Here is a 25,411-nt window from a genome sequence, read left to right as displayed (position 1 = left end):
GGAGCCGCAACAGGCATGGCGGCCCGCGGGGCGGGGGAGTCCCATCGACCTCAAGCGTCGCGGCGCCGCCCGCGACGTGCCGAGGCGGCTCTCTGCCCCACTCGGCCGCAGATCGCCCATACCTGAGCCGGTCGCGCTCACGCCGGCGACCTGGTGAACCAGGCCCGCGAACGCCTCTGGCACACCCCACGCAACGTTTCCAGGGTGAGGGGTGCCAGGGGCCTCGTCGTCCTGCCCTCCGTTGGAAAGTCGCACCTGGACGGGTTCGCGGTATCCACCGGCGCCCGGCTTGCCAGGAAGCTAGCATCGCGCCGTGGGTGATGAGGAAGTCAAGCAACTCAACGTCTACCTGCCGATCGGGCTGATCAGGCAGGTCAAGTACCACACCATCGAGTCGGGCATGTCGCTGTCGGCATGGGGCACCGACGCCTCACCCGCAACTCAGGCCAGCTCCGCAACGGCGACGGGCCGTACGTCTTCATCGCCGAGGTTCCCGAGGACCAACAGCCCCAAGGGCCAACAGCCCCAAGGACCTAACAGCCGCAGACGCAGATCGTGCTGAAGGTGCCGGGCGCGGACGCGTTCCGCCCCGATCCTGCCGTCGAGGTGATCACCCGGTTCGAGAACACCCATTACGGACACCCATCACTGACACCCATTACGGAACCAAGGAGATGACCGTCCGCGATCCCGACGGGCGCCTGCGGAGCCTCCGGGCTCCCACCAAGAACTGACCGCAACGGCAACGGAAGGCGAACATCGTGGCAGACGAGCAGACCGGGGAGCCGGACAACACTGCGGTACGCACCGCCCTCTGGCGGGCATTGCACGTCCAGCTCGACCCGCCGCACGTGCTGGAGGACGAGATCGGTCTGGAACTCGTGGCACCCGACGACGACTGGCGCGACCGGCCCGATATGGACCCCCACGCCACCAGTGGGTTCCGGGCCGCCATCGTGGCCCGCGCCCGTTTCATCGAGGACCTGATCGCGGAGCAGGCCGACCGCGGCGTCACCCAGTACGTCATCCTGGGCGCCGGCCTGGACACCTTTGCCCAGCGCAGGCCGGAGAGCACCTCCCGGCTACGGGTCTTCGAGGTCGACCAGCCCGGCACTCAGGCATGGAAGCGTCGTCGTCTGGTCGCACTCGGCTACGGCATCCCCGACTGGCTGCGCCTGGTGCCGGTTGACTTCGAGGCGCACGAGGACTGGCTGACGAAGCTCGCCGCTGCCGGCTTCGATTCCAGCCGACCGGCGGTCATCGTCTCCACCGGCGTCACCATGTACCTCACCAAGGACACCACCATGACGACCCTGCACCAGATCGCCGGGCTCGCACCCGGCTCCACGCTCGCCATGACCTTCCTGCTGCCACCCGAACTGCTCGACGACGCCGACCGCCCCGGCCTCCGGGCGAGCAAGGACGGCGCCCAGGCATCCGGAACACCGTTCATCAGCTTCTACACCCCGACCGAGATGCTGGCAGCGGCCCGCGACGCCGGCTTCGCAGACGTCCGACACGTGTCGGGACATGCGCTCGCCGAGCGCTACTTCGCCGACCGCACCGACGGCCTCCGCCCGTCGACCGGAGAGGACGTGTTGCTGGCCGCTACCTGACCTCTCAGCGACGGCCTTGCGACGCGGCCTCCCGCCGGGCGGGGCGCGTCCACGGTATCAACGCCGGTACTCGCGTGCGGTAGAGCTCGTAGGCGGCGCCGAACTGGCCGGCCATCAGGCCGTCCTCGACGTGGACCCGACGGAGCACCCAGGGGACGGCAATCACCAGGAAGGCAACCCAGACGCCGAAGCCGCAGGCCAGCATGCCGCCGACGACCAGGCCGAGGAAGCCGGTGTATATGGGGTGGCGGACCAGCCGGTAGGGGCCGTCGGTACGCAGCTGGTGATGCTCCTTGACCAACGGGATGCTGGCCCACATCGTGCCCAGAACCCATCGGGCCCACAGCAGCAACGCGGTGGAGGCGACGACGAGCGCGGCACCCAGGAGAGCGAGCTCGGGCTGCCAGTACTGGAGGTGGTGCCACACCTGCGGGGTGTGCCTCACCAGCACGGAGAACGCGTAGGCGCCCGCGATCAGCAGGACCCTGCGCGGCATGGTGCGGCGCATACCGCGCAGCCAGCCGCCCAGGCCGGCGTGGTTCTTCACACCGAAATAGACAGCACCCACGGCCCAGGCCACGAGAAAGATCAGTACACAGACACCGGTGAGGGCAACAAGTGAGGAGTGGAGGGAGTCCATGCGTCAAGGTTGCTCCTCGTGCGTCGCGGCTGGCGACCACCCAGGGGTTGATCTGGAGGGCTCCACCCACGGGTGGAGACCAGGCAGCCGATGGCACCGCACGATGCGGTCGGCGCCGATGACCCTGGAGCGCCGGCCCCCGTACAGGGGATCCGCCGCGGCGCTGCATCCTCGATCACGATCGAGGGACGGAACAAGAAGCAGCGCCAGCACTCCTGACGTGGGGACGTCCGTAAACGATCCACGACGCGTCCAGCATGCAGAGCCTGCGCCGGTTCGCCAGGGTACTCCTCGCCCCGTTCCTGATCCGCCTGCTCGAACCTCGCCGACGCCCCAGCCGAGACCTTCCTTGACCCCACAGTCGACCAGTGGGATGTAACGCCTGCTACATTCTCATCCATGGCGACTGCTGAACCGCAGACACGGTGGCTGGTGCTGGTGATCAAACTGCCCGCGGAGCCTTCCCGGCACCGGGTGGCGGTCTGGCGCGAGCTGCGCAAAGTCGGCGCGCTCTCCCTCGGGCAGGGCGTCTGGGCCGTTCCGGACGTGCCGACCTTCGCCGACGGGGCGCGCCGCGCGGTCGAGCTCACCGACGCCGCCGGGGGCCGGGCGGTGACCCTTCGGGCCGCCGGGCGCTCCGTCGAGGACGCCGCCCGGTTCGAGGCGATGTTCACCGCCGCCCGTTCGGCGGACTGGGCCGAATTCCTGGCCGACTGCGGAAAGTTCGAGCAGGAGATCGCCAAGGAGATCCGCCAGGCCAAGTTCACCCCCGCCGAACTGGAGGAGGAAGAGCAGAGTCTGGAGCGGCTGCGCCGCTGGCACCAGGACCTGAGCACGCGCGACGTCTTCGGAGCCCCCGAGACCGCCGAGGCCGCCGCCCGCCTCGCCCACTGCACCGAGATCTGCGAGGACTACGCCGAACGCGTCTTCACGGCCCTGCCCCACAGTGCGGAGGACGGCACATGAGCCAGGCTTCCCGCGCGCCGGCGCCCGCCATGTGGCCGCTGTACGCGGCAGGGTTCACCACCGCCTTCGGCGCGCACGGCATCGCCGCCAACCTCGGCAGCTTCTCCCACGACGCCGTCAGCTCCCTGCTCGTCCTCGGCGGACTGCTCGCCCTGTACGACGGCGCCGAGGTCGTCCTCAAGCCCGTCTTCGGCACCCTCGCCGACCGGATCGGCGCCAAACCCGTGCTGCTCGGCGGCCTGATCGCCTTCGCCGCCGCCTCAGCCGTGTACGCCGTCGCCGACAGCCCCGGCTGGCTTTGGTCCGCCCGCCTGGGCCAGGGCGCCGCCGCCTCCGCCTTCTCCCCGTCCGCGTCCGCCCTGGTGGCCCGCCTCAACCCGACGGCCAAGCACGGGCGCGTGTTCGGCAGTTACGGCTTCTACAAGTCCATCGGCTACACCCTCGGCCCTCTCCTGGGCGGCGTACTGGTCTGGTCCGGCGGGCTGCGCCTGCTGTTCCTCGTCCTTACCCTCCTCGCCGCGGCCGTCGCCGTCTGGACCGTGCCGGCCGTACCCGCGGTGCCGCCGCTGCCCAAGAGCCGGCAGACCCTCCTCGCCCTGGCCCGCCGCCTGGCCGACCGCTCCTTCCTGACCCCGACCGCCGCGCTCGCTGCCGCCACCGCCGCCCTGTCCGTCGGCGTCGGCTTCCTGCCCGTCTCCGGCGCTGCGGCCGGCCTCGGCACCGTGGCCACCGGCACCGCCGTCTCCGTCCTCGCCGCCAGCGCCGCCGCCATCCAGCCGTACGCCGGACGCGCCCTGGACGCCGGACGGCTGACCACCCGCACCGGCATCGCGGTCGGCCTGGCCCTCACCGCCGCCGGATTCCTCGGCGCGATGCTCCCGGGCCTGCCCGGCGTCCTGACCGGAGCCGTGCTGATCGGTTCCGGTACCGGGCTGATCACCCCGCTCGGCTTCGCCACCCTCGCCGCAGCCACCCCGCAAGAACGACTCGGCCAGACCATGGGAGCCGCCGAACTGGGCCGCGAACTCGGCGATGCCGGAGGCCCCCTCCTCGTCGCAACCGTCGCCACCGCCACCAACCTCGCCTACGGCTTCGCCACCCTCGCCGCGATACTGGCCTTCGGCCTCCTCGCCCTGGTCGCATCCCGCCGGACCACCCCCGCCCTGCAAGAGCCGACCTGACCGCCCAGCCATGGGTGCTGAGCGCGAAATTGCGGAACCGTGAGTCCTCGGGGCAAGAACTCCGCACGCGTGATGCTCGTCCGGGCAGGTCTCAACCCGGCTGGTGCTGGTCGCAGAAGACCCGACAGTCCGCAGGACCGCCAGGCAGCGTGAGCCAGGAATCCCCTTGCTGAACGAAGTGAACGGAGGGGAGGATTCAATACGACTCATGGACCTCACGCACGTGAGCGTTCCCCGCCCGCACGCCCGCCCGCACGCCCGCACGCGCTGACGAACTGCTGCGGGCGGGACGCCGGCCGGCATCCCCACGCCCGACAGGAGGGCCTGTCATGAGTAACGCTGGCGTACCGTCGGAGCCCGGCCCTGTCTCGACGGCTCGGGAAGCGCCCCCGTTCGACCCCGAACTACAGGTGGCGCTGGCGGCTTTGGGGGACGAGGCGCGGGAGCCGATCACCCCGGAGAACCTCGCGGCCCGGCAGGAGCGGGATGCCGCGGCCCGGCCCAGGCCGACGGCCCAAGACCTCCGCGCCGACGGCCGTTTCGAGGTGGCTGAGCTGCGCGTACCGGGAGCGTCGGGTGGGCACGAGGTCACACTCGTGAGCGCCCGGCCCGCCGGGATCGCCGGGCCGTTGCCCCTGCTGTACTACATGCACGGCGGCGGGATGATCGCCGGCAATGCGTGGTCGGTCCTTCCGCGACTGCTGCGCGAGTGGGCTCGCACACTGGAGTTGGCCGTCGTCTCCGTCGAGTACCGGTTGGCGCCGCAGGCGCAGTATCCGGCACCGGTGGAGGACTGTTACGGCGGATTCGTCTGGGTGGCCGAGCATGCGGCCCGACTGGGCGTTGACGCGGACCGCATCATCGTCGGAGGAAAGAGTGCCGGCGGCGGGCTCGCCGCGGCACTCGCCCTGCTCACCCGTGACCGAGGCGGACCCGTACCGATCGGGCAGCTCCTCCTGTCCCCGATGCTCGACGACCGCAACAACACCTTCTCCAGTCACCAGATGGCCGGCATCGACACCTGGGACCGACGCTCCAACACGACTGCGTGGCAGGCACTGTTGGGTGACCGGTACGGCGCTGCGGATCTGCCGCCCTACGCTGCTCCCGCCCGTGCCACGGATCTGTCCAGGCTCCCCCCGGCCTACATCGAGGTCGGGTCGGCCGAGACCTTCAGGGACGAGGGTGTGGCCTGTGCCCAGGCGATCTGGCAGGCCGGTGGCCAAGCCGAACTGCACGTATGGCCCGGAGCGTTCCACGGCTTCGACACCTTCGCCCCACGGGCAGTCCTCAGCCAGGACGCCCGCAACGCCCGTACCCGCTGGCTGCGGCGCATCCTTGCCCAGTCCGATCCTCGCGGCGAAGTTGCCCGCTGAGCACATCGCCGTAGTCGACAACGGAGCGGTTCCGCCTGACGACGGGCCCTACCTGCGAGCCACGGACAGGCAGCGGCCGACCTCCGCGCGATGGGCACCGCGACGCCGGCACCCGCGGCCCTACAGCTTCAAGCCGTGCCGCGTGATGTACCAGTTGTGGAACACGAGCAGTCCGCCGAGCAGCGCCAGCCAGAGCACGGTACTGGTGAGCGCGAAGGCGTCCACGGGGATCGTGTACGCCAGCACCACCCGCAACACCGCGTCGAGCAGGAAGACCGCGCCCCACACCGCCGAGACCAGCCGCAGGTGGTGACGGAACATCGGCTCCGCATCCCACCGCGCTTCCCATTCGACCAGTCCGGCCTCGCCCACCTTGGCGATGACGATGCCGCGCGAGGCCGTCATGATGAACGGGCGCCGGGTCAGCAGCGTGCCGAGTATCCAAAGTCCCATCGCGGCGGTCAGCCAGCTGTCCCGGATCATCAGCACCCGCGGGCTGCCGGTGACCAGGGACAGCAGCGCGCCGACCACCACCAGACTCAGCGAGAACGCCGCCACCGCCTCCACGCGCCGCTGCCGCACGATGCCGTAAACGATCCACGGCAGCGACAGCAGCCCGCCGGCGGCCATCGAGAGCCACTGGCCGGCGCCGACCGCGCGTAGCCCGTAGTAGGAGCCGAGCGGGAGCACGAGCTCGAAGAGCAGCTGCGCGGCGAGCCGTCGGCGCAGTGCCGTGGTGCGTCGTCGGGCGGACGCTGCGGCGGCCCCGTCGGTGTCGGTCTGCGGTGCCTGCTGTGTCGCCATGGTGTGTTCCCCCTTTTTTCGCTGTGGTCATGACGTGCTTCTGGTGGCCCGGTCGAAAAGGTCGGCCAACTCCCGGCCGGCGGCACGTACATCGAGATCGGGATCGTGGGTGGCGCGGCGGACCACGTCGTCGATGGCGGCGCGGATCGCGCGCAGCATCACCCACGGGTCGAAGTCGCAGAACTCGCCCGCACGCTGTCCCTTGCGGATCTGCTCCGCCTGGACGGCGAGGTTCGCCTCCGTGGTGTCGAGGAAGGCGACCATGCCGGGGGAGCCGCCGGACAGGTTGGTGAGGATCTCGGTGATCGCCGCGAGGTGGTTCGGGTACTCGGCGCACAGATCGAGGTTGCCCTCGATGGAGGCGCGCAGGCGGGCCGCGTAGCTCTCGTGAGCCTCGATACGGGGACGGAGGTATCCCTCCGCGATCCGCAGCACCTCGGCGACGACCTCGCGCATCAGGTCGTCCCGCCCGTCGAAGTGGTAGGAGATCATCCCCGTACTGCTCAGCCCCGCGCGCTCCGCGATCTTCGCGAACGAGGCCCGGTGGTACCCGACTTCGGCGATCACGTCGATCGCCGAGGCGACGATCTGGGCGCGGCGGCCCGTCTCCGTGAAGGAGCGCTTGGTTCCGCGTCCCGACTTTTGCTTGGACGAGCCATTGCTTGCTTGCATGAGCAAGACGGTAGCGTGATTTGCTCACCCGAGCAAGAAGGTGTGCGGACGCGGACGATGTGGCGCGGGCTCTGCCGCTTCCAGGGGGAGCGGAAGCGATGGCAGGGGTGGAGCAAGGCCCGAACGCCTCGGACGGCATACCGGACGGGAGTATTGAGGGGGTGCAGGACCGTGTGGCGGGGGCGGCGCACTGTGATGGCGCAGACCCCGCTTCCGTGCACGCGTCCCGGACCGATTCCGTCAGGACTGGTTGGCCCCGCTGGGTCAGGAACTCGGGTAGTCGGTAGCCGTGGCAGTTGGCTCCAGAGCATCGAGTTCGGACAGCCGCGCCGTGTAGTGGGCACGGAGTACGCCGAAAGCGTCGGGGCCAATTGGCAGCCGTCGTGGCGGCTGCGGCGACAGGACGGCATCGAGGATGGCCTGGGCGGCGCGCTCGGGATTGCCCCGCTGGGTGCCGTGGTGGGCGACGAACGCGTCACGGGGCGGCCCCACGATCGACCGATACACCGGCAGTTGGTCGGTCAGGCGCAGCGACCGTCCGCCGAAGTCGGTGCGGAACGCGCCGGGTTGGACGATCGTGAGGTGGATACCGAACGGCGCGACCTCGGCTGCGATCGAGTCGGACACCGCTTCGAGGGCAGCCTTGGGGGCGGCGTATCCGGCACCGCCGAGTCCCGAGGTGACGCCGATGATCGACGACATCTGCACGATGCGTCCCCAGCTTCGCTCGCGCATGCCGGGCAGGAGCGCGCGGGTCAGCTCAAGGCTGCCGAACAGATTGACTTCGAATGCCTCGCGCAGCTGCTCATCGGTGGCCTCTTCGAAGGCGCCCATGAGTCCGTAGCCCGCGTTGTTCACCAGGACGTCGATATCGGCCTGTGCGATGTCGGCGATCTTCGCCCGCGTTCCCGCTCGGTCGGACAGGTCCAGCTCGACCGCACGCACCCGGCCGGCGGATCGGCCGACAAGACCGTCCAGCCGTGCCGTATCGCGAGCGGTGGCGATGACCTCGTCCCCGCGCGCGATCGCCGCTTCGGCTACTGCGGCGCCCAGCCCCGAACTGGCACCGGTCACCAGCCAACGCAGTTGTTCTTCCATGGCTCCACCTCTCAAGTTTTTTACCACGATGGTAAACTTTCTACCATGGTAGGTATTCGTGAGCGCAAGCGAGCAGAAACACGGCAGCGGATCTCCGACCGCGCGACCCGACTGTTCGAGCAGCGAGGGTTCGAGTCGGTGACGCTTGCCGACGTTGCCGCCGCCGCTGATGTGTCGGTCAAGACGGTCGTCAACTACTTCGGTGCGAAGGAGGATCTGTTCTTCGATGCCGAGCCGGCCGTTCTGGAGCATCTGGTGGCGACGGTCGCCGACCGCGGCAACGCCTCCGCCACCGCGGCGATCCGCCCCCTGGTGGTCAGTGGCCCCATCCTCGCCGGTCCGTGCCCATGGAGAGCGGCCGACGAAGCGATGTGGGCCGCCATGCGCGCCTTCGCACAGTGCGAACGGGACTCACCGACGCTGGCCGCCCGACGAGCCTTCATCCTCCAGTCCTGGCTCACACCGCTGGCGGAGGCAAGCGGATCGACGCCGTGGGCCGCGGCGGCGACCGGCGTACTCGTCCTGCGGCACTCGGTCGTCCAGGACGGGCTCGTCGCGGGACGCTCGCCGGTCAGCGTCCGGCGGCGACTCAATGCCACCGTGGGCGCGGCGCTCGATGCTCTTGAGCGAGGTTTCGCGGACGACCGCTCCTGACCTCGCGGCAAGCATCACCCGATGGCACTCGGCCCGCCGGGGCCACCGAACCCCGGGCGCGGGGAGAACGACCCGTGAGGAGAACGACCCGTGAGGAGAACGACCATGTGTGCGACGGCGCAATGCGGCGGGAGTGGCCGGAAGACCCCTTGGTCTTCCGGCCACTCCCGCCGCATGACGCTGTTATCGGAGGTAGTTCAGGTCGGGGCCGCGTGGGTGCGACAGCCAGCCGGCGCGGTCCACCATGGTGATCGACGAGTGGTTGTCCAGCGCCAGTTGTGGGGCGTCGACCGGCCACAGTGCGCCATGGTCCAGCTGGAACGCTGCCGGAAGGCCGGGGGCTCCGAGCACCTTCCCGTGATCGGGCAACGACGCGCCGAAGGGGACCGTGAAGTAGATCGACTGTGGCACGGAGACCGGGTTGTGTGTCAGGTCGGTGTAGACGGACGCGTTGTGGATCTGCAGCCGCCGGCCGCCCATCACGACGGCGGCGGGCAGGCCGCCGGACTGCAGCCCGTAGCCTTCGTACATCGCGGCGATCCGGCTGCGCGGCATCGCAGCGCAGTTGTTGTGGGTGAGCAGGTCAAGACCTATGCGGGCCAACTGCGTTGGCTGCCCCAGCGGGTTTCTGTCGGTGGAGCGGATCACCTCGATGGGGATCCGCCCGCAGTCGTTGTTCCGTGAGACCACGGAGTGCTTGTCCGGGCGGGAGACGATGCCTGGTCCCTCCGTCCAGTGACCCTGGATCGCCACGTCGGAGTACGGGTGCAGCGCCAGGTTGTTGGAATCGAGGAAGGTCAGCGTGGTTTGTTCCTGCTTGTCGTCATGGGCGATGACGAACGCGCCCAGGGCATCCGAGTACTGCCAGTCCGCCGAGAACGCGTTGACGACGGAGAAGGCCCGAGAGTTGGCGTCGGACTTGGCCTGCCAGCCGGAGGCGGTGGCGACCTGGACATGTGACTGGAAGGTCGGATCCGGCGAGCGCCAGACGAACTGTCCGGCCCCGTTGGCCAACGCCCCGGCACCTGTGGTGTCGACGAACATCAGGTAGAACTCGCCGTCGCGGTAGACCACGCTCGGCTGCCCCGCGCCGTAGGTGTTCTGCGTCTGCTGCTGACGGGCGGGGGTGACGATCGGCCGGTCGTTGTTGAGTCGGGTCCAGCGGATCCCGTCAGGGCTGGAGGCGACGCCGATCGTGGTGGGCTCACCATCGTGCCGCTCGGCGCCGTAGTAGAGGTAGTACGTGCCGTTGGCCCGTACGACCGACGGGTCGCAGGTGTGCTCGTTGTCGAAGCTGCCGGTGCCGGTTCCCTGGAACGCGATCTGGTGCGGTGCCGAGCTGCCCCGTGCGTGGAACGGGCCGTCGGGGCCGGCCGACTCCGCGTAGAGGATGTCATCACCCGGAACCTTCCCTCCGGGGGCCTGGCCGCACCACCACATCTTGTACACGCCGTCCACCATGATGCTCGGGGCGTAGTCGTAGGCCGAACTCCCCGCGACCGGACCTGGACTTGACCGATAGGAGTCGGTGCCCAGGGTGCGCGCGTGGGGACCTGCGGGCGTCGTGGCGGTTGTCGCGTGGACGGCTCCGGCAAGGGCCAGGATCAGCACGGTCACCACGGACGCCAGGGCAGCGAGGGTTCTTCTGGACCTTCGGGGCATACGTTCTCTCCTGATGTGAGGCGTGGTGCGGCGCTACCAGGCGCGGCTGCCCGGTGGGCGCCGTGTCATGCGCGCGCAGGACGACGTCCGTCGGGCCCACCGCGGTGAGCCAGGCCCGCGAAGGATGCGGTTGACCGCGCGGCTGCTGTCGAGCGAGGCGGGCAGCCGGCTCACCACAGGTTCGGTCTGCCGGCGGTGGTTGCACAGAGCCGCCGGGGCGACCTTTGGGGCAGTTCGATGTCGCCATGGGGCGGGGCCGGCAGCGCCTGATGCGCGCCGCGATCCCGCGCACCGCCGGATCGCCTCGCTGGACACCGCTTCCGCGACGGCCCCGGCCGAAGCTGCCGACCTCGGCCGGGGCCTCCGCCAGGCCAAGCGGTGGCTGGCGGCCAGGGCCGTTGCGGAAGCGGATCGGACGCGATATGCGCCGCCGGCCCCGCCCCGCGGCCTGCGTGTGAACCGCCCGAGCAGCCTCCCTCAAGCCTCCTTTGCCGATGGCCAGTTGCCCGGTCGAGCCCGTTGCCCTGACGCAGTGATGACCGCTCTCCGACGGCGAATCAGGGGACGGCGAATCAGGGCACCCTCATGACTGTTCGCCGGGCGCCGGGACCAGACCGTCGGCGATCAGTCCGGCCATGACCGCCTCGCCCAGCGCCTGGACGGCGGACTGTGGCCGCACCATGACGGTGAACTCCTTGATCCGGCCGTTGTCGTCGAAGTGCAGCAGGTCGATGCCGTGGATCTGCTTGCCGCCCACGGTGGCGCGGAAGAGCAGGACCGTCGAGGGAGCGGCGGTGCCGTCAGAGCTCGTCTCGGCGGTGCCGGCGAACTGGCCGATGTAGCGGAAGTTCTCGAAGGTACGCAGCAGGACCCCGAAGAGGCCCAGCACCATGGCCTTGCCCTCGAAGGGCTGGAACTTCACCGGGCTGTACAGCCGAATGTCGTCGGTGAACAGGTCTTTCATCGTTGCGAGGTCGCGGTGGTCGACGGCGGCGCGGAAGCGCTCTGCTGCGTTCATGACTTCCTCTCTTACTCATGAATAGGACTGATCAGATTCATGAGTATCATGGATGGTGAAACCATGGACAGGGCCACGACAGGGCCGAGCAGGACGAAGAAGACGAAGAAGGGGAGGCGATCCGGTGGCCTTGCGTCATGCCGTGCTGGCGGCGCTGCTCGACGAGGAGCTGAGCGGATACCAGCTGACCAAGGCGTTCGACCTCGGGGTGGCGAACTTCTGGCACGCACAGCCGCAGCAGCTGTACGCCGAGCTGACCCGGCTGGAGAAGGACGGGCTGATCACGGGCCGGGAAGTGGTCCAGGAGACCCGGCCCAACAAGCGCCTGTTCCAAGTCACCGACGCCGGCCTGGCCGAACTGGAGCGCTTCACGGCCACCGCCACCAAGCCCTCCTTCATCCGCGACGACCTGCTCGTCAAGGTCCAGGCCGCCGACCACGTCGACACCGGGAAGCTGCTGGCGCAGCTCACCGAGCGCGCCGCGTTCGCCGGGGCCAAGGTCGACCTGTTCGGCAAGCTGCTGCACACCATGCGCGGCGACCGCAGCGAAGAGGAGTTCCTGCGCCACGGCGAGCGCATCGGCCCCTACCTGACCTGCCTTCGTGGGCTTGCCTTCGAGCAGGGCAACCGCGACTGGTGCGAGCGCACCATCACCATCCTGCGGGAAAGGCGGGAGGCCCGTGCCCGGCGCTGATCCGCGATGCGCGGTACGTCGCCCTCGGCGACGGCCGGACCGAGGGACTCGGCGACGGCGATGACACAGCGGGGCTGCGCGGTCGAGGTGGTGCTGTTCGACGATGAGCACGCCGAAGATCCGGAATACGCGGCGGGTGCCGTGGGTTTGCAGCGTCATGGCTATAGGAGTAGCGCTCAGCGCGATCGATGCCGACAACCAGATCGATGCCACCGTGCGCCTCGCGTACGAGGCCGCGGCAGCCGGGCTGCGGTCGGCCTGGTTCGGGCAGACCTTCGGCGTGGACTCACCCCAACTCGCGGCGGTCGTCGGGCGGGAAGTGCCCGGCCTGCACGTGGGTACGTCCGCCATTCCTGTCTTCGGCCGCCACCCGCTGCTGGTCTCCAGTCAGGCCCAGACGGCCCAGGCGGCCACCCATGGCCGCTACCACCTCGGACTGGCGCTCGGCACCAAGCTCCTGACCGAGACGGGCTTCGGTATCCCCTTCGAGCGGCCCATCGCGCGCCTGCGGGAATTCCTCACCGCACTACGGCAGTTGACGGAGTCCGGCACCGCCGACTTCCACGGCGAACTGCTCACCGCGAGGACACCGATCCCCGCCCGTGTGCCGGGTGCCGAGGCGGGCGTGCCGTTGCTCGTGGCTGCGATGGGGCCCCAGGCGCTGCGTGTCAGCGGTGAGTTGGCGGACGGGATTCTGCCCAATCTGGCCGGGCCGCGCGTCCTGAGCGAGCACATCGTTCCGGCTGTCACGGAGGCCGCATCGGCCGCCGGCCGGCCCGCGCCCCGGATCGTCGCACTGGTGCACGGCGTGGTCACCGACGATGTCGAGTCCGTACGGGAAAAGATCGCCGAACGGCTCGCGTTCTATGAGCAGATCCCGTCCTATGCACGGGTCATCGAACTCTCCGGCGGCCGACGGGCCGCCGATGTTGCGGTGATCGGCGACGAGAAGACGGTCGCCGCCGAGGTGCGGCGCTACCGGGATGCCGGCGCGACGGAGGTGGTGTTCTGTGATACGGAAATCGCCGGAGACTCCGACCGGCGCCGTACCTGGGAGCTGCTCGGGGAGCTGGCCGGTTGAGCGGTGGTGGGGTGGCTGCGTGACTGGTGGCGCTATCCCGGCCCATCGTGCCCTGTGGTGACCACCGGCGCGCTGGTGGGGTGAGAACTGGCTCGCTCGGTAGCGGAAGATGATGCGCCGCCAGGTCACCTCCCGGGCGCCCGCGCCCTGGCCGGACTCCTCGACCACGTCGCTGCCGCCAATGCGACCGCCTCAACACCGGACTCGGATTCGTCCGAAGCGGCACCGGAGCCCCACCCTCGCCGCCGTCCCGCTCGTCGGCCGCGGTGCCGGACCGGCTCGGGTTGTTGCCGGCAACCGGTCCCGCTGATCTCCGCGATCCCGCCGACAACCTCAAATAACAGTTGTGAAGCGGAAGTTACGGGAAGTTGGGGGTAGTTAGGTCCATGCGGACCGCAAACGTAAACTCCCTACCATTTTTCCTGCGACCCCCTTCGCAGCGCTGTCGCGGACACGCCAAGATCTCCTGCGCGCCGAGCCACCCCCATCCTCGGCGCAGGGAGGAGAGGGCATGGTGCCCCAACGGCATCGTCGGCGAATCATCACCTGCGCCGCCATAGCCGCCGCGCTCGGACTGGCCACCACCCAGTCGTTCGCGGCATCCGGAAACTCCAGACCCCGGCCCTGGAACGTGCGCCACCAGGCCGACATCGGTCGCCAGCACCTCAAGGCAGTACACGCCGGCCGGGGAAAGTCCGCTGCCGCCATCCTCGGCAGCCGGGACGGCGACTCCGGTGAGGAGGAGAACTCCGCCGAAGCCACTGCGCAGTTCACCGAGGCACGCACCGCTCCCGGCGTCATCGCGCCCGGCGCCTACGGCGCGGCCTGGCAGCAGCTCCAGTCGATGCGACATACACGGGGCAACTGGGATCACGTCACCAAGAAGGCGTACAACGCCGACGATCCGCGTTACCGCGACGTGAACTCCAACTCCAGCGGCGGCTTCGGCAAAGTGACCGGCCGGATCACCGGGATCGCCGCCGACGACCACGGGTATGTGTACGCGGGCGGCGCCAACGGCGGCGTCTTCCGGTCGAAGACCGGCGGCGGACACTGGGAGCCGATCGCCGACAAACTCCCCTCGCTGTCCACGGGCACCCTGGCCCTGGACGGCAAGAAACGACTCTGGTACGCCACCGGCGAGTCCAACACCGGAGCAACCGCCTTCGTCGGCACGGGAGTCTACGTTCTGGGCGACCCACGGCACGGGAAGTTCCAGCCCGGCAACCGGGTGGGCGGCGCCGAACTGGAGAGCACCGTCATCCACGCACTGCGGTTCGCGGGCGACAAGGTCTGGGCGGCGACCAGCCGCGGCGTGTGGTCGCACTCCACGACCACCCTGTCCGGCCCGTGGAAGCTGGAATTCGCCCCCAACCCCGACTATCTGCCGGGCGGTTCCAAGGCATCCGACCCCAGCGCCCCGTACAAGAACATCGCCAATGACATCGCCAGCGACCCGAAGGACCCCTCCAAGGTCCTGCTCGCCGTCGGCTGGCGCGGCGGTGACACCTACAACGGGCTGTACGCCAGGCAGGACGGCGGCGACTGGAAGCCGGCCAGCGGGCTCGGTGACCTTCCGACTTCCAGCGCCGACGTCGGCAACATGACGTTCGCCGCGGCTGCCGACGGCTCGCGGCTGTACGCCATCGACCAGTCGCCGGCGCAGACCACCGCCAACCCCGACAGCGGCCTCAAGGGCGTGTACGTGTCGAAGAACGGCTCGCCGTTCGGGCCGTGGACGCAGATCGCCGACTACCCCAAGCTCAAGGCATCCGGGTCCGCCCTCCAGAGCGCGGGCTACCAGCCCGGAATCCAGTCCTGGTACAACCAGTTCCTCCAGGTCGACCCCGCCAACGCCGACCACCTGTACCTCGGCCTGGAAGAGGTCTTCGAGACCAAGAACGGCGGTACCAGCTGGACCACCCCGGGCCCGTACTGGAACTTCCCCTTCCCCTGCTGGAGCATCGACCCCGCCAAGCAGACCGGTGACTGCTCGCCGACCGTCCACTCCGACCAGCACGCGGTCGCGATCGGCAGCTACCACGGCAAGACCTGGGCCTACGTCGGCAACGACGGCGGCATCTACCGCCGTCCGCTCAACGGCGCGGTCGACTCGGGCGGCCACGCGAAGGACTGGCAGTCCCTCAACGACGGCACCCTCGACACCCTCCAGTACTACTCGGTGGGTATCGGCAAGGACCTCGCCCACGGCGGCGTCTCGGTGACCGGGGGCCTCCAGGACAACGGCCAGTCGATCCTGCGCGGCCGGGACAAGGTCATGGGTTCCGACTTCGGCGGCGACGGCGCCGACACCATCGCCGACCCCGCCAACGGCTGCAACATCGCGGCAGAGTACGTCTACCTCGACATGTGGGTCACCCAGAACTGCGGCGTCAACAACGGCTCGTGGTCCACCGACCCGTCCAAGGCCACCGAGTACGAGATCGCCCCGCCGGACAAGGACCAGGGCGGTGCCGGTGCCCGCTTCATCGCCCCCATCACCTCCGACACCAAGGACCACAACACCTGGGTGGCCGGCGGCCGGCATGTCTGGGTCCAGAACAAGGGCTTCGCGATCCGGTCCGGGGCGGAGTGGAAGAACGCCTACGACCTCGGCGACGGCCATGTGGCCACCGCCGTGGCGTCCTCGGGCGGCACCGTGTACGCCGGCTGGTGCGGACCCTGCGACAGCAAGGGCTTCACCCGGGGCATCGCGGTCGGCAGCGCCGACGGCACCGGCTGGCACCAGCTCACCCTCCCGGTCGACGGTACCCTCCCCAACCGCTACATCTCCGGCTTCGACGTCGACCCGGCCGACGCCCAGCACGTCTACGTGGCCGTCAACGGCTTCTCCCGCAAGTGGACCGAAGGACCCGGCGCGGGCGTCGGCCACATCTTCGAGACCAGGAACGGCGGCACCGACTGGACTGACATCTCGGCGAACCTGCCCGACGTCCCCGCCAACACGGTGAAACTGCTCCCCAACGGCGGCCTCGCCCTCGGCACCGACCTGGCCACCTTCTACCGGCCCACGGGCGCCACCAAGTGGCAGGTGGCAGGGCACAACCTCCCCACCGCGGCCGTGATGCAGCTGCGCCTCGGCCCCGACGGCAAGCTGTACGCCGCCACCCACGGTCGCGGCATCTGGTCCCTCGACATACGGCACCTCAAGGCCACCCGTAACGACTGACCACAACGCATCCCCCTCACCCGGCGGCCGGTGCGCACCCCACCTGTGGGAGGCGCACCGGCCGCCCGCATCCGGCTCACCGCACGGGATACGCCGCCACACTCAGCCGGAGGGTGAAGACAGGCGCCGCATCCGGCCCCCAGGTCCCCCTCCCCAGGCCGGTACGCGCGGCCCGCACGGTGACGCGGGCCGCCCCGTCCCGGCCGGTGGCGGTCGAAGTCACCACCGCCAGCATCGGATTACCGCTGCGCGGCTGCGGCCAGGCACCCTCCGAGCGAGGCCCCAGAACCGCGGTCACCGTCGCGCCGGGCCGCACACACAGGTCCCGGACGGAGGCGTCACCAGGCCGATGGGTGACGGTAGCGGCCCCCGCGACACAGCCCGGCGACGCGGAGGCCGCCCCGGGGGCCGGGGAAGACGGCGCCGGCGTCGTGGTGCTCGGACCGACGGTAGGGCCCGACGGCGCGGAGCGAGCCCGCGATTCGCTACCGCCATCTCCGCCTCCACAGGCGGTCACCACGCACGCAACACCAACCAGGACAACCCCGAACCAACACCGGGCCGACCCGTGCCACGAGCTGAGTTCACTGCGCCCCACCGCCACTGCTGCCCCCCTTCCACCACCGCACGCCACTGTGACGTCCTGACCTACGATCCGGTTCCTGGCCGCTCCCCTTCGGCTGGCGCCAGATGCTTTCGGCCGCATACCGCAACGCCACCGAGGCTCCGCCCCGAACAGACCGTCGCGACCTCGGTCGGGCCTACACCCGCCCTCGATCGGGCCGTAGAGGCTCCATGGCCGGGCGACAAGACCGGCTGTCTGGCGAGCATGCCGTCCGCGCGGATGGCAGAAACGGGTTGGCGAAGCCGGCCACTCCCATGGAGACACAACTGACAGGACAGGGGAGGGGATCGATATCGGATCGCGTGACGCGGTCGCCGGCTGGCACGCTGCCCCCATGGAACATGCAGAAGCGCTGCTGATCGGTGGGCGGGCTGGTGTCGGCAAAACGACGGTGGGGTGGGAGGTTTCGGCGTTGCTGCGCAACGCGGCGGTCGCTCACGCTGTCATCGAGGGTGACTTCATGGGGCAGGTACATCCGGCACCAGAGGGAGATCCTCACCGCACAGAGATCGCCGAGAGCAACCTGACTGCGGTGTGGGCGAACTTCGCCCAGCGCGGCTACCGACGTCTCATCTACACCAACACTGTGAGTGTGCTGCCGGAGGAGGCGGGAATGTTCGAGCGTGCCATGGGCGCCGATGTGCGGATCACGCGAGTCCTGCTCACCGCCTCCGATGCCACCGCGCGCGAGCGGCTGATGGGCCGGGAACTCGGCTCCGAGCTGGAGCAGGAGCTGCAAGGCAGCGTCCGCAAGGCGAGACTTCTGGATCGGCGGGCCACCGCGGAGACCGTACGGGTGGCGACGGACGGACGGCCTGTCGCGGACATCGCGCGGGAGGTGGTGACCGCCACCGGTTGGGCCGAGCCGCACTCCGCCCGCTGATCGTGATCGTCTCCGGCGGGCGGAACGAGTGCGGTCACCGCCTGATCATCAGCGTGTGCAGGCAGCAGGTTCAGGCGGTGGTCGCAGGGCACAGCGTGGTCCTGCGACGTGTGAAGATCACGATCTGCGGCTGGACTACTGGAAGTTGCCTGCGTGGTTCCGGGTGGCGGTGGCGACTGCGGCGAAACCGTAGTCGAGCATGTCCGTCTCGTACGACCGGACGGCGTCGAGCAGGGGTGCGCCCGAAACCAGGCGGGAGGCGAGCAGGCCGGCGTCGTGGATCGCGACGCCGGCACTGATTCCGGCCGGGGCCATGGGATGCGCCGCGTCACCGAGCAGGGTCACCGGTACCGGCGACCACGATTCGGGGCGTTCGGAGGTCTGGACACTCGCGGGCATGAGGTGGTCCAGGTCTCCCAGTCGGACCAACTCGCTCAGTGAGGGGGCCCAGTCCGCAATGGTCTGTGCCGCCAACTCCAACAGCTCCGCGGCACCGAGCTCGAAGAATCCGGGACCGCAGACGTCGGCCGGGGCAGTCACACCCCACATGACGTAGTCGTCGGCCGGCGGCAGCCCGAAATCGGCCGGGTTGCGGCGGAACCGCTGTGCGGCCAGCGCGAGGCGGCGGCCGTCCGTACTGCCCACGCCCAGGAAACCTTCGAGCGCCGGCGGCGGCGTCAGCTTCCGTGCCTGATCGGTCAACGGCGTACGGCCGTAGATCAGTTGGCTGTCCAGCACGGTGACGGGGAAGTCGGGCAGCAGCTGGCGCCGGACGCCGGAGTTGACTCCGTCGGCGGCGACCAGCAGGTCGCCCTCGGCGGTGGAACCGTCGGTGAGGAAGACCCGTACGGTGCCGTCGTCCAGCAGTTCGTAACGGGAGAACCCGGCGCCGAACCGGGTCGAGTCCATCAGGTCCCGCAGCATGATCCGGCGCAGTGTGAGCCGGTCAACCGTGATGCCCGCGGCATCCGGAGGGAGCTCGATCTCGATGAATTCCCGCAGGTCGGGGCCGGCCATGCGGACGCCACCACCGGCCATGCAGGAAGTGGCGACGGCCTGCTCGTAGGCCTCGGCGGGCAGCCACTCGCGCAGCGCCGCATCCCCGTCGCCGTTGATGTGAATCCGGTACCCCTGCGCGCGGGCGTCGATGGCGGCATCGCGCTCGAAGAGCCGTACGTCGTGGCCGTGTTGGCGCAGGCCGTGAGCGAGACACGGGCCGGCCAGGCCGGCGCCGCTGATCAGAACACGCATACTTCACCCCGTCCGAATTGAGATCATCTCATCTGAGACTATCTTGGATGCTAGCATCGTGTCCATGGGAGCTCCACCGGTCGATCCGACCGCCCTCGGCCTGCTGATGTTCCGCGCCCACCAGCTCGCCCGCGCGAAGGCCAACCAAGCGGCCCGGCCGACCGGCATCGAACTGCAACATGCCGGTGTGTTGGCCACGGTCCAGGCAGGCCAGATCCGCAGTCAGCGCGAACTGGGTACGGCGCTCGGCATCGACAAGTCCACCCTGGTGCGGATCGTGGATGACTTGGAGCGCCGGCATCTGGTGCAGCGCCGGCGGGCAGCGAACGACCGTCGGGCGTACGAGGTCGTGATCACCGAAGAGGGCGAGCGGCGGCTCCAGGAGGCCGACGAGCTGTTCCGCGGCGCGATGCTCGCACTACTGGAGGTTCTCGACCCGCGGGAACAACACCAACTGCACGACCTGCTGGCCCGATTTGTCGCACAGGGCCAGGGCGAAGAGACAACCGGAACCGAGCACTGACGCCTGGACTGCTCCCACTGCCCATCCGCGGGGGAGCGGACGACGCCCTCGTGCTCGTCTCCGGACGCCGTGAGCCCGCCGAGGAGCTACGTGATGACGTCGCGGGGGGGGCCGAGGGCAGCGGATCTTCTTCGGGGCCGCGGATCTTCTTCGGAACCGCTTCGCACGGGGTGCAGTCCGCCCGCTGTCCGCCGGTGATGACCAAGGACAGCGGGCGGCAGCGGCCATCCGCGCTCAGCTGGATCCAGTGGATCTCGCTGGTGAGTCCGCCGCGACAGCGGCCAGTCCCTCACCCCCCCCGGAGCACCGCCACCAGGCGGGCAGGCAGGCTCTGTCACGGCGTCTCGGCCTGATGCCCGGCGTTGTTGGCGCTAGCTGTTGCAGGTGGTGAAGTTGGGGCTCGTCCGGGCCAGGTAGATGCTGGACCGGCCCTGGTCGTCACTCTTCAGCGGAACGGTGACGGTGTCCTTCGCCGTCCAGGGGAACCCGTTCGCGTCGAAGGTCCACTCGCCGGTCACCTTGGTCGCCAGCTCCGACAGCGCCACCCAGCCGTACTGGTGCGACGGAACGTTGATGGTCAGGCTGTTGCCGAGGTCCTGTCGCAGATCGTGGGTGACCTGGCCGGAGATGGTCAGGCTGACACTGGCCTGGACGGGGCTCGTGGGGCCCGCGCCGATTCCCGAGGTGAAGCTGACGCCGAGTTGGCTCGCCCAGCCGGAGGAGGTGTTCAGCGAGAACGTCCATGGCACCGGCGCTTCGGTGCCGTTGTACCAGACGGGGGAGACGCACTGCTTCGCAAGCGGCTCGGCCGGGGCCTGGGAGCCCTTGGTCCAGAAGCAGGTGGAGCCGTCCTTCTGGCAGCGCTTGGACGCGTAGTCGACCGCGGCCCTGAGCGCGGTGTCGACGGCGCTGCTCGGGAGCTTCCACTGCTGGGCCTTGGTGCCGTTGCAGTTGTAGGTCTGGGTCCAGGCGTCGTCGTACTGCGCGGCGAGCACCACGTCGATGCACCGGTTGTCCCCGGCGTTACGGATCATGAAGGTGTCCGAAGTGCCGTTGACGGGCTGGAAGTACCAACGCTGCGCGGACGAGCCGGAGCAGGACTGCTGCTTGAGTGGGAGTCCGGCCTCGATGCACTTGCCCGTGTCGTTGTTGGCGATGGTGAAGGACGAGTCGGATCCCTGGAGTCGGGCCTGCCACTGCTGGTGGTAGCCCGGTGCGGAGTTGGTGACGATGAAGACGCCGTCACCGCTGTTGCCGTTCTGCACGTCCAGGTTCCGGCCGCTGTTGGCCGAGGTGATCGTCAAGCAGGACAGACCGGAGCAGTTGTCTGCGGCCTGTGCGATGCCGGCCTGGGTGGTGAGGCCCAGGGCGATGCCGAGCGTGGCTATCAGGACGGTTAACGCTCTGTGGGAGACCGCGGGTCTGTGCGGTTTCATGTCAGAACAAGCCCCTCTTGTGTAATGGGAGTGTCGGTGGTGCAATCCACCGGTTGATCACACTATCCGCTGCTAGCAATCTTGAGGAGGGGTTCGTCCGGCACAGCCGGATGATGGGGAGTTGCGGTGTACTGTCGCCGTTCGGGGCGCAGGGGCAGACGGTCGGCCGAGGCGCCCGACGGGGATGCAGGGGTGTCGACCTGTCAACCGCTCCCGGTCGCTTCACAGTTGCGGAAGGACTCGATCAGGTCGTCCGTGTCTCGATCAGGTCGTCCGTGTCTCGATCAGGTCGTCCGTGTGGCGAACAGGTCGTCCGTGTGGCGAAAGACGTGAGTGCTGCTGTGCCAGCTGATCGCCAGGGCACCGGGCCAGGCAATCACTTCGAACCAGTACGCGCTGGACTTCGGCAGCTTGACCTCCCGGTGCCGGCGCGGGCCGTCGTCCTGGTGCACGGTCAGCTTGCCGCCCACCGTATCGGCGGCGAACCGCTCCTGAATGCGGCTCGTTTCGAGGGGGCCTGCTCCGTGACCGAGATGAGGTTGCCACAGCCGTACTGCTACGTGGTTGGACGGGACTGCGCCCTGGTCGAGGGGACCGCCTTGGGGGCGCGGAGCACGAATCCGCGGTCGCCGTTGTACGAAGCGGTCACCGCCCCTCAAGGGCGCGGCGCTCGTCCGCGGGTGAGTGGTTGGCATGCCTACGCACGCCCAGTCCGAGACGTGGAGCCTCCCCCACCGGGTCCGGGTATCCGACGGACAGGTCGCCACCGGCGTCTTCGGCGAAGGGCCACCCGTGATCCTGGTCCACGGCACCCCCGCCTGGTCCTATCTGTGGCGCGAGATCGTCCCCGTGCTGGCTCGCAGCCACACCGTTCATGTGTGGGACCTACTCGGATTCGGCGACTCCCGCCCTCGTCCCGGGGCCGCCCCTACGATCGCCCGGCAGGCCCGGGTACTGGCCGAACTCACCGAGTACTGGGGGCTGGAGACGCCGAGCCTGGTCGGGCACGACATCGGGGGAGGGATCGTACTGCGCGCACACCTGATCGAGCACGTGCCGGTGCGACGTATCGCCCTCCTGGACGCCGCCGTCCTCGGCCCGTGGAACACGCCGTTCACCGACCACCAGCAGCGCCACGCAACCGCCTACCGCACGATGCCCACAGACGTCTTCGGCGACCTCATCGCCACGCGTCTCCGCACCGCCACTCATCATCCGATGCCGGTCTCCACCGCGAACGCCTACCTTGCTCCGTGGACCGGAGACGACGGTCGGCAACGTTGGATGGACCAAGTCGTCGCCGTCAGCTCCGAGGACACCCGCGATGTCGTCGCCCGCCTGAAGCACATCGTGGCTCCTACCCTGGTCCTGTGGGGTGAACAGGACCAATGGCTGCCGCCGGACACTGCGGACCGCCTGGCCGCGGCGATCCCCGGTGCCCGCCGGCAGACAATCAGCGCAGCCGGGCACTTCCTGCCCGAGGACAACCCACAGGACACCGCCGACGCGCTCCTGCGCTTCCTCGACGAGCGCGGCCCCGTTGAAGAGCGGTGATCAATTCGCCCGATGACGACCGCGGATTCGTACTCCGCGCCCCCACGGCGGCCCCGTCCGGGCCCACCGGGGCGCGGGGGCTCGCGGCACCGCGTGGCCGACGTCAGGAGCTCCGCAGGATGACGAGTTGCTGGGTCGCACGGGTCATCGCGACATAGCGATCGACCGCTCCTTCGATGCCCTTGCCGAACTCCTCCGGATCGACGAGGACGACCAGGTCGAACTCCAGCCCCTTCGACAGCTCCGGGGTCAGCGACCGCACGCGGGATGTCGCCCGGAACGTGGGATCGCCGATGACGCAGGCGATCCCGTCGGCATGCGCGGCGAGCCAGGCATCGAGGACCGAGTCCCGGTCCGCGACGGATCCGTACGTGACGGGAACCCCGCTACTGCGGACGGACGTCGGTACATTGGCGTCCGGGAGCTCACCCCGGATGACCGACTCGGCCTCCGCCATGACCTCTTGCGGCGTCCGGTAGTTGATGCTCAGGGAGGCCACCTCGACCCGGTCGAGCCCGATCCGTGCCAGCCGCTCCTGCCACGAATCGGCGAACCCGTGCCTGGCCTGGGCGCGGTCCCCGACAATGGTGAAGCTCCGGGACGGGCAGCGCAGCAGCAGCATCTGCCACTCCGCGTCGGTCAGTTCCTGCGCCTCGTCCACGACGATGTGCGCGAACGGACCGGCGAGCCGGTCCGGATCGGCGCCGGCCACAGCGGTCCGGTCGATCAGCCTGTCCCGCAGGTCCTGTCCGCGCAGCATCGTCACCGCACCCTCACCGTCGTCATCGGCCGCCAGCACGTTGTCGATGACGTCGGACATACGAGCTCGTTCGGCGGCGACGGCGGCCTCCTGCCGGCGCTTCCGCCGTGCCGCCTCCGGACCGCGGAGCCGCTGCCGCGCCGCGTCCAGGAGCGGCAGGTCGGACACCGTCCATGCCTGGGGCGCCTCCTTGCGCTGCAGCGTGCGCACCTCATCGCGGCTCAGCCAGGGAGCGCACATCCGCAGATACGCGGGGACCGACCACAGGTCTCCGACGAGGTCGGCCGCTTCGAGCAGCGGCCACGCGCGGTGGAGGGCGGTGACCAGCTCCTCGTCCTGCCTGAGCGACCTTTGGAACAGGTCGGGCGGAACATCGCCGTCGAGCTTGCCCAACAGGATCGTGACCAGCTCTTCCCAGATCTGCTCACGCGCCTCGTTGTGCGGAGTGCCGGGATCCGGCGTGTCGAACGCCTCGGCCCAGTCGTCGGCACTCAGCCGGATATCGGCCCAGTCGGTCGCGACCGTCATCCCCTCGGCCGGCGGCTCCTCGTAGACCCCGACGGCAGCCTCGATCGCCTTGACCATGTCCGCGGACGACTTCAGGCGGGCGACATCCGGGTCGGCCTCGACCGCGGCTCCGGCCCCCTCGGCGACGAGGTCCCGCACGGTGCACGTCTGCACGCCCTCCTCCCCGAGACTGGGCAGGACGTCCTCGACATAGGCCAGATAGGGCTGGTGCGGACCGACGAACAGCACGCCACCGCGACGGTGGCCGAGACGCGGGTCGGAGTAGAGGAGGTGGGCGGTGCGATGCAGAGCGACCACAGTCTTGCCCGTACCCGGACCGCCGTCGACAACGAGAGCGCCCCGGGATCCCGCCCGGATGATGGCATCCTGGTCGGCCTGGATGGTGGCGAGCACATCACGCATCCGGGACGACCGGGTGCTGCCCAGGCTGGCGACGAAGGCGGACTGGTCATCCAGCGCGGCGTGCCCGTCCAGCCCGTCAGCGGTGAACACCTCGTCCCAGTAATCGCTGACCCGGCCACCCGCCCAGCGATACCTACGGCGGCTCGCCAACCCCATCGGGTTGGCGTGGGTCGCCGCGAAGAACGATGCGGCCGCCGGGGAGCGCCAGTCGACCAGCAGCCGACGCCCCGCGCTGTCGGTCAGGCCAAGCCGTCCGATGTACACGGGCTCGGGATCGTCCGCGCCGACGATGCGCCCGAGGCACAGATCCCATCCGAAGCGACGCAGGGCCCGCAGGCGCCCGGTCAGTCGCCGGACCTCCGCGTCCCGATCCATCGCCTGCCGGCCGATGCCACCGGGCGCCCTCAGCTCGGCGTCGAGACGGTCGGACAGTTCGGCGATCGACTGCTCAAGGCTCTCCGCTATGGCCGCGAAGTGCCGCTCGTCGCCGGCGATCAGCGTCGGGTCGGCCTTGGGGGAGAGGCGGTCGGGAAGGTCGAACGCGCTGGTGGTCACGGGATTCACCTCACCAGCTCCGATCCGAAGGCCGCGCCCGCGAGGTCCAACGGCGCGCACCCACCCACCTCCGCGCCGAGCGTCCCCCGTCGCGGAGGAAGTCCCACCACCGGCTCGACATCACCGCACGACCCACAGGCCGGCAAAACACATGCACTTCGCAAAGCTCCCATTGCTGAAGGTTCTGGCCGAGGTCAGCGATTGTGCGGCACGACCGGGGCCTTGCCGCAAGCCCCCCAGTG

General features: G+C 69.5%; 21 protein-coding genes and 5 pseudogenes. 15 read left to right on the top strand and 11 right to left on the bottom strand.

Annotated features, from left to right (window positions below; genetic code table 11):
* Window positions 1-313 precede the first annotated feature (313 nt).
* The 3 genes and pseudogenes from RZ84_RS40375 to RZ84_RS01495 form a co-directional block, all read left to right on the top strand.
* Window positions 314-415 (top strand): annotated as a pseudogene (locus RZ84_RS40375) (CopG family transcriptional regulator); the annotation flags it as partial.
* A gap of 23 nt (window positions 416-438) precedes the next feature.
* Window positions 439-734: pseudogene (locus tag RZ84_RS40370) on the top strand (hypothetical protein); the annotation flags it as partial.
* Between the two features lie 27 nt (window positions 735-761).
* Window positions 762-1,616: a class I SAM-dependent methyltransferase gene (locus tag RZ84_RS01495; protein WP_043262785.1), complete on the top strand. Its 855-nt coding sequence runs from the start codon at window positions 762-764 to the stop codon at window positions 1,614-1,616.
* A 4-nt stretch (window positions 1,617-1,620) separates the two neighbouring features.
* Here RZ84_RS01495 and RZ84_RS01490 read toward each other — a convergent pair whose 3' ends face one another.
* Window positions 1,621-2,256, bottom strand: a complete 636-nt coding sequence (locus RZ84_RS01490; protein ID WP_043262784.1) for a methyltransferase family protein — start codon at window positions 2,254-2,256, stop codon at window positions 1,621-1,623.
* A 399-nt stretch (window positions 2,257-2,655) separates the two neighbouring features.
* Here RZ84_RS01490 and RZ84_RS01485 point away from each other — a divergent pair, with 399 nt between their 5' ends.
* From RZ84_RS01485 to RZ84_RS01475, 4 genes and pseudogenes are all read left to right on the top strand, one after another.
* Complete coding sequence (locus RZ84_RS01485; protein WP_043262783.1) at window positions 2,656-3,222, top strand: Chromate resistance protein ChrB; 567 nt, start codon at window positions 2,656-2,658, stop codon at window positions 3,220-3,222.
* Window positions 3,219-4,403: an MFS transporter gene (locus tag RZ84_RS01480; RefSeq protein ID WP_241777495.1), complete on the top strand. Its 1,185-nt coding sequence runs from the start codon at window positions 3,219-3,221 to the stop codon at window positions 4,401-4,403. The genes RZ84_RS01485 and RZ84_RS01480 overlap by 4 nt, the downstream gene beginning before the upstream one ends.
* A 6-nt stretch (window positions 4,404-4,409) precedes the next feature.
* Window positions 4,410-4,674, top strand: a pseudogene (locus tag RZ84_RS40365) (hypothetical protein); the annotation flags it as partial.
* A 58-nt stretch (window positions 4,675-4,732) separates the two neighbouring features.
* A complete protein-coding gene (locus RZ84_RS01475) occupies window positions 4,733-5,779 on the top strand; it encodes an alpha/beta hydrolase (RefSeq protein ID WP_052229678.1) in 1,047 nt (348 codons plus the stop codon).
* A 120-nt stretch (window positions 5,780-5,899) separates the two neighbouring features.
* On the opposite strand, the gene RZ84_RS01470 is transcribed toward RZ84_RS01475, so the two are convergent.
* The 3 genes from RZ84_RS01470 to RZ84_RS01460 all read right to left on the bottom strand — a co-directional run bounded on the left by RZ84_RS01470 (window position 5,900) and on the right by RZ84_RS01460 (window position 8,353).
* Window positions 5,900-6,583, bottom strand: a complete 684-nt coding sequence (locus RZ84_RS01470; RefSeq protein ID WP_078893486.1) for a VC0807 family protein — start codon at window positions 6,581-6,583, stop codon at window positions 5,900-5,902.
* 27 nt (window positions 6,584-6,610) lie between these two features.
* Entirely contained in the window at window positions 6,611-7,255 is a 645-nt protein-coding gene (locus RZ84_RS01465; protein ID WP_043262782.1) for a TetR/AcrR family transcriptional regulator, read from the bottom strand.
* A 264-nt stretch (window positions 7,256-7,519) separates the two neighbouring features.
* Window positions 7,520-8,353, bottom strand: a complete 834-nt coding sequence (locus RZ84_RS01460) for an SDR family NAD(P)-dependent oxidoreductase (RefSeq protein WP_043262781.1) — start codon at window positions 8,351-8,353, stop codon at window positions 7,520-7,522.
* Window positions 8,354-8,398: 45 nt separating this feature from the next.
* Here RZ84_RS01460 and RZ84_RS01455 point away from each other — a divergent pair, with 45 nt between their 5' ends.
* The gene (locus RZ84_RS01455; protein ID WP_043262780.1) at window positions 8,399-9,007 is read left to right on the top strand and encodes a TetR/AcrR family transcriptional regulator; all 609 of its coding nucleotides are present in this window, start codon (window positions 8,399-8,401) and stop codon (window positions 9,005-9,007) included.
* 183 nt (window positions 9,008-9,190) lie between these two features.
* Here RZ84_RS01455 and RZ84_RS01450 read toward each other — a convergent pair whose 3' ends face one another.
* Together RZ84_RS01450 and RZ84_RS01445 are read right to left on the bottom strand one after the other, a co-directional pair.
* Window positions 9,191-10,669, bottom strand: coding sequence for a glycoside hydrolase family protein (locus RZ84_RS01450; protein ID WP_043262779.1), 1,479 nt, complete (start codon window positions 10,667-10,669; stop codon window positions 9,191-9,193).
* Between the two features lie 583 nt (window positions 10,670-11,252).
* Entirely contained in the window at window positions 11,253-11,687 is a 435-nt protein-coding gene (locus RZ84_RS01445; protein ID WP_043262778.1) for a nuclear transport factor 2 family protein, read from the bottom strand.
* 124 nt (window positions 11,688-11,811) lie between these two features.
* Between RZ84_RS01445 and RZ84_RS01440 the strand changes: the two genes are divergently transcribed.
* The 5 genes and pseudogenes from RZ84_RS01440 (at window position 11,812) to RZ84_RS01425 (ending at window position 18,160) form a co-directional block, all read left to right on the top strand.
* Window positions 11,812-12,381 carry a PadR family transcriptional regulator gene (locus RZ84_RS01440; protein WP_043262777.1) on the top strand — a complete coding sequence of 190 codons (570 nt, stop codon included), beginning with the start codon at window positions 11,812-11,814 and terminating at the stop codon, window positions 12,379-12,381.
* Window positions 12,378-12,461: pseudogene (locus RZ84_RS40360) on the top strand (SGNH/GDSL hydrolase family protein); the annotation flags it as partial. The gene RZ84_RS01440 and the pseudogene RZ84_RS40360, both read left to right, overlap by 4 nt.
* Before the next feature lie 77 nt (window positions 12,462-12,538).
* Window positions 12,539-13,462 (top strand): LLM class F420-dependent oxidoreductase, encoded by a 924-nt coding sequence (locus tag RZ84_RS01435; protein ID WP_043262776.1) that lies wholly within the window; start codon window positions 12,539-12,541, stop codon window positions 13,460-13,462.
* Window positions 13,463-13,973: 511 nt separating this feature from the next.
* Window positions 13,974-16,652 (top strand): hypothetical protein, encoded by a 2,679-nt coding sequence (locus RZ84_RS01430; RefSeq protein WP_043262775.1) that lies wholly within the window; start codon window positions 13,974-13,976, stop codon window positions 16,650-16,652.
* A gap of 959 nt (window positions 16,653-17,611) precedes the next feature.
* Window positions 17,612-18,160, top strand: a complete 549-nt coding sequence (locus RZ84_RS01425; RefSeq protein WP_043262774.1) for a hypothetical protein — start codon at window positions 17,612-17,614, stop codon at window positions 18,158-18,160.
* A 135-nt stretch (window positions 18,161-18,295) separates the two neighbouring features.
* Here RZ84_RS01425 and RZ84_RS01420 read toward each other — a convergent pair whose 3' ends face one another.
* Window positions 18,296-19,411, bottom strand: a complete 1,116-nt coding sequence (locus tag RZ84_RS01420; protein WP_043262773.1) for an FAD-dependent oxidoreductase — start codon at window positions 19,409-19,411, stop codon at window positions 18,296-18,298.
* Between the two features lie 64 nt (window positions 19,412-19,475).
* Between RZ84_RS01420 and RZ84_RS01415 the strand changes: the two genes are divergently transcribed.
* On the top strand, window positions 19,476-19,934 hold the full coding sequence (locus RZ84_RS01415; RefSeq protein WP_052229676.1) for a MarR family winged helix-turn-helix transcriptional regulator: 459 nt from the start codon (window positions 19,476-19,478) through the stop codon (window positions 19,932-19,934).
* A gap of 184 nt (window positions 19,935-20,118) precedes the next feature.
* Here RZ84_RS01415 and RZ84_RS40355 read toward each other — a convergent pair.
* The 3 genes and pseudogenes from RZ84_RS40355 to RZ84_RS01405 all read right to left on the bottom strand — a co-directional run.
* Window positions 20,119-20,217 (bottom strand): annotated as a pseudogene (locus RZ84_RS40355) (IS5/IS1182 family transposase); the annotation flags it as partial.
* An 88-nt stretch (window positions 20,218-20,305) separates the two neighbouring features.
* Window positions 20,306-21,370, bottom strand: coding sequence for an RICIN domain-containing protein (locus RZ84_RS01410; protein ID WP_043262772.1), 1,065 nt, complete (start codon window positions 21,368-21,370; stop codon window positions 20,306-20,308).
* A 284-nt stretch (window positions 21,371-21,654) separates the two neighbouring features.
* Window positions 21,655-21,840 (bottom strand): hypothetical protein, encoded by a 186-nt coding sequence (locus RZ84_RS01405; protein WP_052229675.1) that lies wholly within the window; start codon window positions 21,838-21,840, stop codon window positions 21,655-21,657.
* Window positions 21,841-22,063: 223 nt separating this feature from the next.
* Here RZ84_RS01405 and RZ84_RS01400 point away from each other — a divergent pair, with 223 nt between their 5' ends.
* On the top strand, window positions 22,064-22,924 hold the full coding sequence (locus RZ84_RS01400; protein WP_043262771.1) for an alpha/beta fold hydrolase: 861 nt from the start codon (window positions 22,064-22,066) through the stop codon (window positions 22,922-22,924).
* Between the two features lie 103 nt (window positions 22,925-23,027).
* Here the strand turns inward: RZ84_RS01400 and helR are convergent, their stop codons facing one another.
* The gene (helR, locus tag RZ84_RS01395; RefSeq protein ID WP_043262770.1) at window positions 23,028-25,178 is read right to left on the bottom strand and encodes an RNA polymerase recycling motor ATPase HelR; all 2,151 of its coding nucleotides are present in this window, start codon (window positions 25,176-25,178) and stop codon (window positions 23,028-23,030) included.
* Between the last annotated feature and the right edge of the window lie 233 nt (window positions 25,179-25,411).

The sequence above is a fragment of the Streptomyces sp. CT34 genome, assembly GCF_000805335.1.
Taxonomy (GTDB): domain Bacteria; phylum Actinomycetota; class Actinomycetes; order Streptomycetales; family Streptomycetaceae; genus Streptomyces.
The sequence above is the reverse complement of the archived record's forward strand: the minus strand, read 5'-3'. Positions and strand labels throughout refer to the sequence as shown.

What these genes read in the sequence shown, in the direction of transcription:
- RZ84_RS01450 (WP_043262779.1), bottom strand. Translation starts at nt 10,669, where the DNA reads ATGCCCCGAAGGTCCAGAAGAACCCTCGCTGCCCTGGCGTCCGTGGTG.
- RZ84_RS01445 (WP_043262778.1), bottom strand. Translation starts at nt 11,687, where the DNA reads ATGAACGCAGCAGAGCGCTTCCGCGCCGCCGTCGACCACCGCGACCTC.
- RZ84_RS01485 (WP_043262783.1), top strand. Translation starts at nt 2,656, where the DNA reads ATGGCGACTGCTGAACCGCAGACACGGTGGCTGGTGCTGGTGATCAAA.
- RZ84_RS01460 (WP_043262781.1), bottom strand. Translation starts at nt 8,353, where the DNA reads ATGGAAGAACAACTGCGTTGGCTGGTGACCGGTGCCAGTTCGGGGCTG.
- RZ84_RS01465 (WP_043262782.1), bottom strand. Translation starts at nt 7,255, where the DNA reads ATGCAAGCAAGCAATGGCTCGTCCAAGCAAAAGTCGGGACGCGGAACC.
- RZ84_RS01415 (WP_052229676.1), top strand. Translation starts at nt 19,476, where the DNA reads ATGGGAGCTCCACCGGTCGATCCGACCGCCCTCGGCCTGCTGATGTTC.
- RZ84_RS01490 (WP_043262784.1), bottom strand. Translation starts at nt 2,256, where the DNA reads ATGGACTCCCTCCACTCCTCACTTGTTGCCCTCACCGGTGTCTGTGTA.
- RZ84_RS01410 (WP_043262772.1), bottom strand. Translation starts at nt 21,370, where the DNA reads ATGAAACCGCACAGACCCGCGGTCTCCCACAGAGCGTTAACCGTCCTG.
- RZ84_RS01435 (WP_043262776.1), top strand. Translation starts at nt 12,539, where the DNA reads ATGGCTATAGGAGTAGCGCTCAGCGCGATCGATGCCGACAACCAGATC.
- RZ84_RS01475 (WP_052229678.1), top strand. Translation starts at nt 4,733, where the DNA reads ATGAGTAACGCTGGCGTACCGTCGGAGCCCGGCCCTGTCTCGACGGCT.
- RZ84_RS01480 (WP_241777495.1), top strand. Translation starts at nt 3,219, where the DNA reads ATGAGCCAGGCTTCCCGCGCGCCGGCGCCCGCCATGTGGCCGCTGTAC.
- RZ84_RS01400 (WP_043262771.1), top strand. Translation starts at nt 22,064, where the DNA reads ATGCCTACGCACGCCCAGTCCGAGACGTGGAGCCTCCCCCACCGGGTC.
- RZ84_RS01430 (WP_043262775.1), top strand. Translation starts at nt 13,974, where the DNA reads ATGGTGCCCCAACGGCATCGTCGGCGAATCATCACCTGCGCCGCCATA.
- RZ84_RS01425 (WP_043262774.1), top strand. Translation starts at nt 17,612, where the DNA reads ATGGAACATGCAGAAGCGCTGCTGATCGGTGGGCGGGCTGGTGTCGGC.
- RZ84_RS01420 (WP_043262773.1), bottom strand. Translation starts at nt 19,411, where the DNA reads ATGCGTGTTCTGATCAGCGGCGCCGGCCTGGCCGGCCCGTGTCTCGCT.
- RZ84_RS01455 (WP_043262780.1), top strand. Translation starts at nt 8,399, where the DNA reads ATGGTAGGTATTCGTGAGCGCAAGCGAGCAGAAACACGGCAGCGGATC.
- RZ84_RS01470 (WP_078893486.1), bottom strand. Translation starts at nt 6,583, where the DNA reads ATGGCGACACAGCAGGCACCGCAGACCGACACCGACGGGGCCGCCGCA.